This window comes from Citricoccus sp. K5 (genome assembly GCF_902506195.1).
In the GTDB taxonomy this organism is placed as follows: domain Bacteria; phylum Actinomycetota; class Actinomycetes; order Actinomycetales; family Micrococcaceae; genus Citricoccus.
The window spans coordinates 1,121,185-1,133,447 of record NZ_LR732817.1 but is presented as its reverse complement, the minus strand read 5'-3'; the positions used below and the strand labels follow the sequence as shown (position 1 = coordinate 1,133,447).

At 69.3% G+C, this 12,263-nt stretch carries 12 protein-coding genes, 1 tRNA gene and 1 pseudogene; 7 read left to right on the top strand and 7 right to left on the bottom strand.

The window, feature by feature from the left end; all coding sequences use genetic code 11:
* Window positions 1-49: 49 nt before the first annotated feature.
* Genes moaA through BOSE125_RS05025 form a run of 3 tightly spaced genes read right to left on the bottom strand, consistent with a single transcriptional unit; the run spans window position 50 to window position 2,194 of the window.
* Complete coding sequence (moaA, locus tag BOSE125_RS05035; protein ID WP_159550604.1) at window positions 50-1,216, bottom strand: GTP 3',8-cyclase MoaA; 1,167 nt, start codon at window positions 1,214-1,216, stop codon at window positions 50-52.
* A complete protein-coding gene (locus BOSE125_RS05030; RefSeq protein ID WP_159550602.1) occupies window positions 1,213-1,719 on the bottom strand; it encodes a molybdenum cofactor biosynthesis protein MoaE in 507 nt (168 codons plus the stop codon). The genes moaA and BOSE125_RS05030 overlap by 4 nt, the downstream gene beginning before the upstream one ends.
* Window positions 1,706-2,194, bottom strand: coding sequence for a molybdenum cofactor biosynthesis protein B (locus BOSE125_RS05025; RefSeq protein WP_159550600.1), 489 nt, complete (start codon window positions 2,192-2,194; stop codon window positions 1,706-1,708). The genes BOSE125_RS05030 and BOSE125_RS05025 overlap by 14 nt, the downstream gene beginning before the upstream one ends.
* Here BOSE125_RS05025 and BOSE125_RS18235 point away from each other — a divergent pair.
* Both BOSE125_RS18235 and BOSE125_RS05015 read left to right on the top strand, forming a co-directional pair.
* A pseudogene (locus tag BOSE125_RS18235) lies at window positions 2,188-2,709 on the top strand (OsmC family protein); the annotation flags it as partial. The gene BOSE125_RS05025 and the pseudogene BOSE125_RS18235 overlap by 7 nt on opposite strands.
* 225 nt (window positions 2,710-2,934) lie before the next feature.
* Window positions 2,935-3,414: a globin gene (locus BOSE125_RS05015; protein WP_201301264.1), complete on the top strand. Its 480-nt coding sequence runs from the start codon at window positions 2,935-2,937 to the stop codon at window positions 3,412-3,414.
* Here the strand turns inward: BOSE125_RS05015 and BOSE125_RS05010 are convergent.
* Window positions 3,411-4,145, bottom strand: coding sequence for a hypothetical protein (locus BOSE125_RS05010; RefSeq protein ID WP_236557819.1), 735 nt, complete (start codon window positions 4,143-4,145; stop codon window positions 3,411-3,413). The two genes, BOSE125_RS05015 and BOSE125_RS05010, sit on opposite strands and share 4 nt — an antisense overlap.
* A 179-nt stretch (window positions 4,146-4,324) precedes the next feature.
* On the opposite strand from BOSE125_RS05010, the gene BOSE125_RS05005 reads away from it, so the two are divergent.
* The 4 genes from BOSE125_RS05005 to BOSE125_RS04990 all read left to right on the top strand — a co-directional run bounded on the left by BOSE125_RS05005 (window position 4,325) and on the right by BOSE125_RS04990 (window position 8,629).
* On the top strand, window positions 4,325-5,305 hold the full coding sequence (locus BOSE125_RS05005) for an acyl-CoA thioesterase II (protein ID WP_159550596.1): 981 nt from the start codon (window positions 4,325-4,327) through the stop codon (window positions 5,303-5,305).
* A gap of 78 nt (window positions 5,306-5,383) precedes the next feature.
* Window positions 5,384-6,226: an N-formylglutamate amidohydrolase gene (locus BOSE125_RS05000; RefSeq protein ID WP_159550594.1), complete on the top strand. Its 843-nt coding sequence runs from the start codon at window positions 5,384-5,386 to the stop codon at window positions 6,224-6,226.
* Window positions 6,223-7,494 carry a flavohemoglobin expression-modulating QEGLA motif protein gene (locus tag BOSE125_RS04995; RefSeq protein ID WP_159550592.1) on the top strand — a complete coding sequence of 424 codons (1,272 nt, stop codon included), beginning with the start codon at window positions 6,223-6,225 and terminating at the stop codon, window positions 7,492-7,494. Before BOSE125_RS05000 ends, BOSE125_RS04995 begins: the two co-directional genes overlap by 4 nt.
* A 91-nt stretch (window positions 7,495-7,585) precedes the next feature.
* Window positions 7,586-8,629, top strand: a complete 1,044-nt coding sequence (locus BOSE125_RS04990) for a glutathione synthetase (protein WP_159550590.1) — start codon at window positions 7,586-7,588, stop codon at window positions 8,627-8,629.
* Window positions 8,630-8,663: 34 nt separating this feature from the next.
* On the opposite strand, the gene ettA is transcribed toward BOSE125_RS04990, so the two are convergent.
* Window positions 8,664-10,346, bottom strand: a complete 1,683-nt coding sequence (gene ettA, locus BOSE125_RS04985; protein ID WP_159550588.1) for an energy-dependent translational throttle protein EttA — start codon at window positions 10,344-10,346, stop codon at window positions 8,664-8,666.
* A gap of 68 nt (window positions 10,347-10,414) precedes the next feature.
* Window positions 10,415-10,990, bottom strand: a complete 576-nt coding sequence (gene ssb, locus BOSE125_RS04980; protein ID WP_159550586.1) for a single-stranded DNA-binding protein — start codon at window positions 10,988-10,990, stop codon at window positions 10,415-10,417.
* 207 nt (window positions 10,991-11,197) lie between these two features.
* Here ssb and BOSE125_RS04975 point away from each other — a divergent pair.
* A tRNA-Arg gene (locus BOSE125_RS04975) sits at window positions 11,198-11,270 on the top strand.
* 8 nt (window positions 11,271-11,278) lie between these two features.
* Here BOSE125_RS04975 and BOSE125_RS04970 read toward each other — a convergent pair.
* Window positions 11,279-12,217, bottom strand: coding sequence for a LysR substrate-binding domain-containing protein (locus BOSE125_RS04970; RefSeq protein ID WP_159554728.1), 939 nt, complete (start codon window positions 12,215-12,217; stop codon window positions 11,279-11,281).
* Between the last annotated feature and the right edge of the window lie 46 nt (window positions 12,218-12,263).

The window sequence follows — 12,263 nt, the reverse complement described above, 5'->3', positions numbered from 1 at the left end:
TGCCAGCAGACGGGCCCTAGGCACGGCCCTATCGCCGTGGGGTGAGCCGTCAGCCGCCGATGGCGTTCATACCGCGCCCGGGCTGGACGAAGTCCGGGTCGTCGATGCCGTGACCGGCCTTCTTGGCCCCGACCGAGATCTTCATGGCTGCGGCCAGGTCCGCGTCCGAGGCGGAGCCGGCCAGCAGGGTTCGCAGATCGGTCTCCTCCCGGGCGAACAGGCAGTTGCGCATCTGCCCGTCGGCCGTGAGCCTCAGGCGGTCACAGTCTCCGCAGAAGGGCTTCGAGACCGAGGCGATGACGCCCACGGTGTGAGGGCCGCCGTCGACCGTGTAGAGCGCGGCCGGCGAGGAGCCGCGGCCGGGGACCTCGGCGAGGTCGAAGCGCTCGGCGAGCCGGGCGAGGATCTCCTCACCGGAGACCAGATTGTCCCGCTTCCAGGTGTGCCCGGCGTCCAGGGGCATCTGCTCGATGAACCGCATCTGCGCGTCCTGGGACACGGCGAAGGCCACCAGGTCTGCCAACTCGTCGTCGTTGACCCCGCGCATGGCGACAGCGTTGAGCTTGAGTGGCCGCAGCCCGGCATCCCGGGCGGCGGCGATCCCGGCCAGGACGTCGGCGTGCCGGTCACGGCGCGTCAGCTGGCGGAACTTCTCCGGCTGGAGGGTGTCGATGGAGATGTTCACGCGGGACAGCCCGGCCTCGTGCAGGGCGGCCAGTCGGCGGTCCAGGGTGATCCCGTTGGTGGTCATGGCCACCGGCAGGCGCCCACCCCCGGCAGCATCGGAGAGCTCGATTCCGGCGAGCCGGGCCACGATGTCCTCGAGGTCACGGCGCAGTAGCGGTTCGCCGCCGGTCAACCGCACCCCGGTGATGCCGTGGTCCACCGCGATCCGGACCAACCGTTCAATCTCGGCGGCCGAGAGCAGCTGGTCCTTCGGCATGAACGGGCCGGCATCCTCGGGCATGCAATAGGTGCAGCGCAGCGAGCACTTGTCCGTCAGCGAGACGCGCAGGTCCCGGTGCACGCGCCCGAATCCGTCCGTCAGCGAACGATCGCTCCCCTCATGGGCCTCGACGCCGGCCAGCTCGGCCGGGGTGGGCAGCAGGCGCCTGGCCTCGGGGCCCGGTGCCGGCGCAGTGTCCGCGGCGCCGGCCGGGCGTGCGCCCGGCCCGGTCGCGGTCCGGGTGGTCAGGGTGATTGGCACCGAGGTCATGGCAGTCCCACCCAGTGGGCCTCGCCGGTCGCGGTCTGTTGCTTCTTCCAGATCGGGACCTCGGCCTTGATGTCCTCCACCACGGCCCGGCACACCTCGAAGGCCTCGGCCCGGTGCGCTGACGCCACGGAGACCACCAGGGCGAGGTCGCCGACGTCGAGGTGTCCGATCCGGTGCGCCGCGGCGACCCGAACCTCCCCGCGCGGATCCCCGGGGCCGCGGACGTGACGCGTCACGATCTCCGCCAGCACGGCTCCCGCATCCGGATGCGCCGAATAGTCCAGCGAGGTCACGGTGCCGGTGGCTTCCGGATCGTGGTTCCGGACGATGCCGGTGAACGTCAGGGCCGCTCCGCAGGCGGGGGTCACGACCGAGGACTCCAGGGCCACCGGGTCCAGGGGTTCCTCGGTCACCCCGGTGCGGACCGGTGCGACCGAACGGAGTGCTGGGGAGAGCGTCGTCGAGACGGGCCTCACGGTGGCTGCGTCCTCAGTGGCGGGCATGGTCGCCGCCTCCACCAAGTTGGGCGAGCAGGTGCGGCAGCACCGGAGCGAGCAGTGGAATGCCCTGCTCCGTGGCACGCAGGGAGCCGGGGAGGTTCACGACGAGGGTCCGGCCGATGATCCCGGCGCGTCCGCGTCCCAGGGCCGCGGTGGGGGTCTGTTCGGCACCCTCACGGCGCAGCATCTCGGCGATGCCGGGCAACTCCGTGTCGAGGAGCCCGTCCATCGCCTCCGGCGTCAGGTCTCGCGGGGACACCCCGGTCCCGCCCAGCGTGATGACCACGTCAGCTCCGTCGCTCCGTGCCGCCCGGACACCGGACCGGACGGATTCAACCCCGTCCGCCACCACGGCCCCGTCTGCCGTCCACTCGCTCAGATACTGGGCCGCCAGCTCGAGAGCGCGCGGCCCCGCCGTATCCGGAGCCTGACCCGCATGGGCCCGATCGGAGACGGTCAAGATGTGGATGTGTGGCATCAAACCTCCCAGCGTCTCTCGAGTCTAGGCTGACGAGGGCGGTCCGGCCAGCGGCGTCACCCCAGACACCACCACTGCGGACCGTGGCGGAGCCGACGCACGGCTGCGACGCCGCGGGCGGTACCGTAGAGGACGTGGAACACTCCTTCTCCCTGCATGCCGAATGGACCGGAAACCGGGGCTCCGGCACCTCCGGATACAAGGACTACGGCCGTGAGCTCGTGGTCCGCGCCGAAGGCCCCGGCGAACTCAACGGCTCCGCAGCGCGGGCCTTCCACGGGAGCGACTCCCGGTGGAACCCCGAACAGCTCCTGCTCGCGGCCCTCGCCGAGTGCCACCTGCTGTCCTACCTCCAGGCCGCCACGCAGGCCGAGGTGGTCGTGACCGGCGCCTCCGTGCGCGCCGAGTGTGTGCTGACCCATGACCACGACGGCGGCCGGATCACCTCCGCGACCCTGGTCCCGGAGATCTGGCTCGCCGACGAGGAGCAGCGGGGCACCGCGGACGGGCTGCACGCGAAGGCCCATGAGCAGTGCTTCATCGCCCGATCCGTCAGCTTCCCCGTCACCATCAAGCCTCAGCAGGTGCGCCGCCATCAGAACCAGAACCTGCCGGAGTTCGGCAGCCGCCTGGGCGCGCCCATCGCGGTGCTGAAGCCGCGCCAGGGCAAGGCCCCCAGCCAGGTGACCGGCCTGCAGGACCGGCCCACCGCGTCGACCGGCCAGCGACCGCCGCAGGTGATGGCTCCCGCGTCCGGCACCGCTGCCAGCGCCGGTGGAGGTGCTGGCGCCGCTGCCGGTGGAAGTGGAGCAGCTGGCGCTCGTGTTGATGCGGAAGCCCAGCCGGAGAACGCGAGCTTCTACGAGCAGGTCGGCGGGCACGAGACCTTCGTGAAGCTGGCCAGGGTGTTCTACGAGCAGGTCGCGGCGGACCCCGAGTTCAGGGCCATGTACCCCGAAGAGGATCTCGGCCCGGCCGAGGAACGGCTGCGGATGTTCCTCGAGCAGTACTGGGGCGGGCCGAAGACATACAGCGAACAACGCGGCCATCCTCGGCTGCGGATGCGGCACGCGCCCTATACCGTGGACTTCGCGGCCCGGGACACCTGGTTGCGGCACATGCGGGCAGCCGTGGATTCCCTCGACTTGGCACCGTTGCTGGAGGAGACCCTCTGGGACTACCTGGAGCGGGCGGCCCACTCGATGGTGAACTCGGCCTAGAGCAGCATCGGCTGACGGCAGAGCACGTACCCGGCCGCGTTCGAGAGGCGCACCCAGGGACCCGAGGTGTGGACCGCCGTCGTACCCTGCGGGCTGAGGAAGCCCAGACCGTGGGCCGCGAAGGCCGCTCCGGCCGGCAGGAAGCCGTCACCGGGCTCCGCCGATGAGCCTCCCAACAGCCGCCCCCAGACCGCGGCGCGAGCCTGGGCGACCATGGAGGCCCCCGGGTCCTGGGGCAGTGCGTCGGCCAGCTCTCGGATCCCGTCCCGGGCGATCTGCTGGAGTTCGCCATCCTCCACGGTGGCCACCGGCGTCCATCCGCCCCGGGGCGGGGTCACGGCCGTCCACGGGGCGCTCTCGGGCGCCGGAGGCAGCGTGAAGGCCGTGGATCCCGTGGCGGCCATGCGGGCCAGGCGCTCCAGCACGGAGGACAGGGCATAGACCGCATCGATCCCGTCATGCCGGCCCTCCACCAACCGGACTGTCCGCAGGCCCAAGGCCACCGGAACGCGGTCCCCCAGTCCCCGGGGGTGGAGCACGGAGACCCAGGAGGCGAGCACGTTGCCGGCCACCTGGAGACGCATGCCCGTGTCCGCCATGGTCCTGGCCCGTGTGGCGTACCGTTCGAGGTCCTTGGCCGCCTCCAGGTCCTCCAGATGCAGTTCCGGGCCGGCCGGGCTTCGGGTGGACGTGGAGTCGGGACGGAACGGATCGTCGGGTGAGGAGGACATGGGATCCATTGTCCCATCGTCGGGCCCCGGAGACAGATCACCCGGACGATCCCCCGGGGCAGGTCAGCGCGGCGGTTCCACGCCGGCGGAGTAGACTTCCGGGACGGTTACCGGCCGGTACCGACGCCGTCGGACTGGCCACAACAGCCAGACGGCTCGGAGACAGCGAAGGGGCATTCATGGGTACTGGCAAGGTCCACAAGGGGCGCAACGACTTCCCGGAGGATCCGACCGATGTGCTCCGCAGCGTCCTGGACCTGGCGCCGGCTGGCGAGGACGCCGCCACCGGCGATCTCCTCTTCACCGGTGAGACTCCACCGCAGGCTCGCGGCCGTGTGTTCGGCGGGCAGGTCATGGCCCAGTCCCTGATGGCCGCCATCGCCACCGTGGACGAGGAGCGTGGCATCCACTCGATGCACGGGTACTTCCTCCGCCCCGGCAACGCCCTGCTGCCCATCACCTTCGCCGTCGAGACCCTGCGTGACGGTCGGTCCTTCTCCGCGCGTCGCGTCCAGGCGATGCAGGAGGGCAAGACCATCCTGTCCCTGATCAGCTCCTTCCAGGATCCCGTGTCCGGCCTGGAGCACCAGTCACCCATGCCCACGGGCGTGCCCGATCCGGAGTCCCTGCCGTCCACCTCGGACCGGCTCGGCCGCATGCGTCATCCGATCGCGCAGGAGTGGTCCTGGGCCCGGCCCTTCGACATCCGGCACGTGGATCCACCCATCGAGATCGCCCCGGACCGGAGGGAGGTGGCCACCAACATGGTGTGGATGAAGACGTTCTCCGCCATGGAGGGCAATGCGAACCTGCACCGGGCGGCCCTGGCCTATGCCTCGGACTACACCCTGCTCGAGCCGATCCTGCGCCGGCACGGCATCTCCTGGGTTCGGCCCGGGATCTCGGTCGCGTCCCTGGACCATGCCATGTGGTGGCACCGGCCGGCCCGCGCGGACGAGTGGCTGCTGTACGTCCAGTCCAGTCCCTCGGCGCAGGGGGCCCGCGGGCTCAGCAACGGACGGATCTACTCGCGTGACGGCCGGCTGGTGGCCTCGGTGGCCCAGGAGGGGATGATCCGGGTACCCGGCGATCTGCAGTACCGGGTGAAGAACTCGGTCCAGAGCCTGCTCCTGAAGGGCGCCTCCCGGCCACGTCGGTAGCCGGCCGGTGGTCAGCGGCCGGCTAAGCAGTCGGTGGAAACTGGCCGACCTCCAGGGCTGGTGGTCTACGTTGAAGGGATGGACGACGACACCCTGACGACCCCGAACGGTTCCGGGAACCCCGATCTCCTGACGGTGCTCGGCCCCTGGGACGGCCAGATCGTCTTCACGGCGGTCCACGCCGGCCACGACCTGCGCCCTGAGGTCCGGGACCTGATGGTGCTGGACGAGGCCACCCGCTACCGCGAGGAGGACCCGCATACGGACCGGATCGGCTCGGGACTGGACTCGGGCATGGTCATGCACCGTTCCCGGTTCGAAGCCGATCTCAACCGCGCACGCGACACCGCCGTGTACCTGGACCCGGATGACTCCTGGGGCCTCGACGTCTGGAGGGACGGCCAATTGCCGGACGACGTGGCCGAGCGGAGCCGGCGGGTCCACGACGCCTGGTACGAGGAGCTGGCGCACCGCATCGCCCCGATGGCCGCCCGGGGACCCTTCGTGGTCTATGACCTGCACAGCTACAACCACCGCCGGGACGGTCCCGACGCCGGCCCGGCACCCCAGGAGGGGAACCCCGACGTGAACGTCGGGACCGGATCCCTGGACCGCGAACCCTGGAACCCGGTGGTGGACGCCTTCATCGAGTCGATGTCCACCGAGGTCATCCCGGCCACGGGACGCAGGCTTGATGTTCGCGAGAACGTCCGGTTCTGGGGCCAGAACGAGGGCCGCTGGGCCCACCGGCAGTACCCGGACACCGCCTGCGTCCTGGCCCTGGAGTTCAAGAAGACCTTCATGGACGAGTGGACCGGAGACGTCGACGAGGAGCACTTGGCGCAACTGGCGGACGCCTTGGCACGCACCGTCCCGGCCGTCACCGCCGCGCTGAGGGAGGTCGAGGTGCCGACACCATGAGTGCCAAGAAGCCCACCAGCTCCGAGGACAAGAAGACCGGGCGCAATCAGGCTGAAGGCCAGCGCACCGGGGTCAAGCGGAAGGACGGCACACGAATCGACGACCCTCGGGCCGTCGTCGGGCTCTCAACCCGGGACCGGGCGATCGACCATGAGTTGGCGTTGCTGTCCGGCTCCATTCGGTTCCTGCTGGACATCACACCGATGAACGTGGAGCAGGCACGCACCGAATTCCTCGCCACCGGCGAGTTGCCGGAGTTCGTCTACCGCGACGTGGTGGACGACCCCGAGGTGCTCAAGCGGGTGCTGGAGGACGTACCGATCCACTTGGTGGACGATACGGTGCTGGGCACCCTGCTGCGCAACAAGCACAAGGAGATGTCCCTGCAGCTCGACATGCTGGCAGCCCGTGACACCGAGGACTTCATGCCGCTGAGTATCGAACTCTACGGGGCCATCCTTCCGGACCTGCGGCGCTCGGCCGAGTTGATCCTTGAAACGGTCACGGCCACGGAATCGACGTCGGCCGGTAGCCTCGGGGCGAAGGAATTCCTCGACCTCGCCCGGGAGGAAATAGACCACTACCGCCAGCAGGACCCGGACATCGAGATGCACGCCGAGATCCGCGACGACGTGTCCGGGGTGATGGTCTCGGGGAACTCACTGCTCCTGGGACCCGAATCCAAGGTCCGAAAGGCCCGCGCCCACGCGTTGCTCCAGCATGAAGTCGGGACCCACCTGGTCACCCACTTCAACGGCTCCGCCCAGCCCATCAAGATCCTCGGCACCGGGCTGGCCCGCTATGACGAGACGCAGGAGGGCCTGGCCGTGCTCGCGGAGGTTGCCTGCGGCGGGCTCACGGCCTTCCGGCTGCGGCAGCTGGCCTCCCGGGTACTGACAGTGCACCGCATGGTCACCGGGGCCACCTTTGCCGAAGCGCACTCGGCCCTCGTGGCGGACGGTGTCCCTGCCTCGTCCGCCTTCACCACCACCATGCGTGCGTACCGCGCCGGGGGGTTGACCAAGGACGCGATCTACTTGCGTGGCATGCTCGATCTCCTGGGGCACCTGCGCCGGGGAGGCAGCCTCGACCTGCTGCTGTTGGGCAAGTTCTCCCTGGAGGATCTGCCGCTCATCGACGATCTCCAGGAGCGAGGGGTCCTGGAGCCGGCGCTGCTCCAGCCTCGGTGGCTGGACGACCAGGACGCGACGGCCAGACTCGGCCGGGCTGCCGCATTGGACGACCCCACGGCGTTCGTCAACGCCTGAGCACATTCCGCTGACCCGGCGCTCATCACTTCTCGCCGGCCGCCACCACCCCCGCACCGCGCCCACCGGCACCCGAACGATCGGAGCACGTATGAAAATCGGATTCGTTGTCAACGACGTCGCCACGGAGAAGGCCCACTACACGACCAACCGACTGGCCCTGGCAGCCACCCGGGCCGGCCATGAAGTCCTGCTGACCGGGACGGGCGACTTCGCCTATGAGCCCGACGGCACCCTGTCCGTGCTGGCCCGCGGGGGGGCGGACAAGAATTACCGCTCCCTGGAGCGTTACCTACAGGACATCCAGCGACCGGCGACGGAGCGGCAGGTCGCCGTGAACGACTTCGATGTGGTGCTACTGCGCAATGACCCGGCCGACGACGCCGTGGACCGGCCCTGGGCGCCCACCGCCGCCGTCGCCTTCGGCCAACTGATCACCGACTCCGGGGTGCTGGTGGCCAACGACCCCCACACCTTGGCCAACGCGCTGTCCAAGGCCTACTTCCAGCATTTCCCCGAGGTAGTACGTCCTCGCACGCTGATCTCCCGGGACGAATCCATGATCTCGGACTTCATCGATGACATGGGCGGCAAGGCGGTGCTCAAGCCGTTACAGGGGTCAGGCGGGTCGGGGGTGTTCCTGGTGAACCGCAGGGAGTCGCCCAACCTCTCCCAGATCATCGAGGCCATCGGCCGGGACGGCTACATCGTGGCCCAGGAGTACCTGCCGGAGGCCGAGAACGGCGATGTGCGTCTCTTCCTCCTGAACGGCCGGCCCCTGACGGTCAACGGGAAGACCGCCGCATTCCGCCGCCGGAACACGTCCAACGATGTCCGGTCGAACATGTCGGCCGGCGGAAACGCCGAACGGGTTGACCTCACGGACGAGATGCTGCACCTCGTCGAGGCCGTCCGGCCCAAGCTGGTGTCCGACGGGATGTTCCTGGTCGGCCTGGACATCGTGGGCGACAAGCTCATGGAGATCAACGTGTTCTCCCCGGGCGGGCTGGGTTCCTGCCAGAGTCTCTACGGGGAGGACTTCGCCGTCGCGGTCATCGCCGACCTGGAGCGCAAGATGGACGTGCGGAAGCACTATGGGGACACACTGCAGAACGCCCGGCTCGCGACCATCTGAACCGGGCGCCTGAGGTGGTCAGTCCGTCGGTCCGTCAGTCCCGCGTGAGCTTGCGGTGGGTCACGCGGTGCGGGCGGGCGGCGTCGGGGCCGAGCCGCTCCACCTTGTTGGCCTCGTAGGACTCGAAGTTGCCCTCGTACCAGTACCAGTTGGCCGGATCCTGCTCCGTGCCCTCGTAGGCCAGCATGTGCGTCGCCACCCGGTCCAGGAACCACCGGTCGTGGGAGATGACCACGGCGCAGCCCGGGAACTCCAGCAGGGCATTCTCCAAGGAGGTCAGGGTCTCCACGTCGAGGTCGTTGGTGGGCTCATCCAGCAGGAGCAGGTTGCCGCCCTCCTTGAGGGTCAGCGCCAGGTTCAGGCGGTTTCGCTCACCACCGGAGAGCACACCGGCCTTCTTCTGCTGGTCCGGGCCCTTGAAGCCGAACGCCGAGACGTAGGCGCGGGACGGCATCTCGACCTGGCCGACCTTGATGTAGTCCAGCCCCTCGGAGACGACCTCCCACAGCGACTTCTCCGGGTCGATTCCGCCGCGGGACTGGTCCACGTAGGAGATCTTGACCGACTCGCCGATCTTCAGCTCTCCGCCGTCGAGGGACTCATAGCCGACGATGGTCTTGAAGAGGGTGGTCTTGCCGACGCCGTTGGGGCCGATGATGCCGACGATGCCGTTCGGCGGCAGGGAGAAGGACAGCCCATCGATCAGCACGCGATCGCCGAAGCCCTTCTGCAGGTTCGTGGCCTCGATGACCTGGTTGCCCAACCGCGGGCCCGGCGGGATCTGCAGCTCCTCCATGTCCAGCTTGCGGGTCTTCTCGGCCTCCGACGCCATCTCCTCGTAGCGGGAGAGACGGGCCTTGGACTTGGCCTGACGCCCCTTGGCGTTGGAGCGTACCCAGTCGAGCTCCTCGGACAGACGCTTGGCCATCTTGGCGTCCTTCTTGCCCTGGATCTCCATGCGGGCGCGCTTCTTCTCCAAGTACGTGGAGTAGTTGCCCTCGTAGGGGTACAGGCGTCCGCGGTCCACCTCACAGATCCACTCGGCCACGTGGTCCAGGAAGTACCGGTCGTGGGTCACGGCGAGCACAGCACCGTGGTACGCGGCCAGGTGCTGCTCCAACCACAGCACCGACTCGGCGTCCAGGTGGTTGGTGGGCTCGTCGAGCAGCAGCAGGTCCGGCTTCTGCAGCAGCAGCTTGCACAGCGCCACGCGGCGGCGCTCACCACCGGAGAGGTTGGTGACGTCCGCATCGCCCGGGGGGCAGCGCAGGGCGTCCATGGCCTGCTCGAGCTGGGAGTCGATGTCCCAGGCGTCAGCGGCGTCGATCTGCTCCTGGAGCTTGCCCATCTCCTCCATCAACGCGTCGAAGTCCGCATCCGGATCGGCCATCGCCTCGGAGATCTCGTTGTAGCGCTGGATCTTGCCGTAGATCTCGCCGACGCCCTCCTGGACGTTGCCGAGGACGGTCTTCTCCTCGTTCAGCGCGGGTTCCTGCATGAGGATGCCCACGCTGTAGTCCGGAGTGAGCCGGGCCTCTCCGTTCGAGGGCGTGTCCAGCCCCGCCATGATCTTCAGGATCGTGGACTTGCCCGCGCCGTTGGGGCCCACCATGCCGATCTTCGCTCCCGGGAGGAAGGCCATCGTCACGTCATCCAGGATCAGCTTGTCGCCCACTTTTTTGCGGGCCTTGACCATGCTGTAAATGTATTCCGCCATGGGCCCAAGGCTAGTGGGTGGCCGCCGGAATGCCCGCATCCGTTGCGTCCGGCGGCCACCGGGGGCCCTCAGGCCGCTGACAGGGCGTGCGAGTCCGCCGAGTCCTCTCCAGCGTCCGGGCCCTCAGCACCTTCGGCGGCCCCGGCCCCGGCGCCCTCGTGGCCCAGCAGTTCGCCGGTCTCCCGATCGAAGGCCTCCTCGCTGGGACCGTCTGAACCGACCGGCCCAGCCGACTCGCCCGACGCGGTCCCGGTCTCCGCCGCTCCGGCCGCCACCTCGCCCGGCCGCCCGGAGGAGCGCTGGAAGGTGGCCGTACCCAGGGACAGGTCATGACCGATGGTGTCCGCCTCGATCTCCACGGCGGTCCCGGAACGCTCCTCCGTCTCCCACGGACGGACCTTGAGCCGGCCGGTGACCACCACGGGCTGGCCCTTCTGCAGGGACGTGAAGGCGTTCTGGGCGAGGCTGCGGAAGAGATTGACGGTGAACCAGTTCGTGTTGCCGTCCACCCACGCATTCTGCTCGCGGTCGAAGCGCCGGTCCGTGGCGGCCAGCCGGAAGTTGCCGACGGGAAACCCGGCCTGGGCGTTGCGGATGGTCGGATCGGTGGCCACGAAGCCGCGGACGGTGATGTGCTGACTCATGCTGGTGCCTTTCGGTGAGCCGGCCCGCGGCCGGCGAGGGGCCGCCGTCGGCCAGGGTGTCCGACGGCGGCAGGAAGAGAACTTCCTGCCCTTCCAGCACAGCCGCACCGGCACTGCGGCGACAGGGTGGCACCGTTGATCCGTGGACAACCCACCGGGGACGGTTTCCTGTGGAGGAGGGCCATCCCGCTAGAATGACGGGGCCCAGCCCCAGTAGCTCAGTGGATAGAGCAGGAGCCTTCTAATCTCTTGGTCGGGGGTTCGACTCCCTCCTGGGGCACTTCGCCGTCATCCGGCGCGGCAGACCAGGCCGCCCAGGCCCCGATCCCCGGCGGCGAGCGCATCGGCAGTCCGCAGGATCATCCGGTGCATGGCCGCCGCGGCGCGCGTGGGCTGCACGTCCTGGCGCCGGGCGAGACTGATGGTCCGGCTGAGCCGGGGCTCTGTCAGCCGGACCGAGCGCAGGCCGGGGCGGTCCCCCAACACCATGGCCGGCACCAGCGCCACCCCCATCCCCAGTTCCACGAATCGCAGCACGGCATCCATCTCGGCGCCCTCCAGCACCACCGTCGGTATGAGCCCGGCGGCACGGAAGGCCTCGTCCAGGGTGCCGCGGAGGTCATAGCTGGACGGGAAGACGATCTGCGGCATGCCGGCCAGGTCCTCCAGCGTGACCGAGGTGCGCGCTCCGAAGGGTGCGTCCCCGCCGCCCACGACCACCAGTTCCTCCGTCAGGAGCCGGCTGCGGGTGAGGCTCGGTGCGGTCGCCGGATGGGCGTCCGAGGTGATGACGAGGGCCAGGTCAAGGGCCCCGGAGGACAGCTCGTCGATCAGCCCGCGCGAGCCCCGCTCCGTCAGGTGCAGCTCGATCCCCGGGTGGGCTGCGTGGAAGGCCGCCAGGGCATCGGCCACGATGCTCACGCACAGCGTCGGGGTGGCTCCGAGGCGGACCCGGCCGCGCTGCAGGCCGGCCAGTTCCGCCATCTCCCGGCGCACTGTCTCCGCATCGGCCAGCATCCGGCGTGCCAGGGGCATCAGGGTCTCCCCGGCGGCCGTCAGGGTGATGTGCCCCCGTGCCCGGTGGAACAGCTCGGATCCCAGGTCGTGCTCCAGGGTGGCGATCTGCCGGCTCAGCGAGGGCTGGGTCAGGTGCAGGGCCTCGGCGGCACGGGTGAAGTGCCCCACCCGGGCCACCTCCACGAAGCCCCGCAGCTGTTCCAGGTTCATGGTCATAGTAAAAGCGTATCGTCTCCACTCTTATTATTCATTGGAG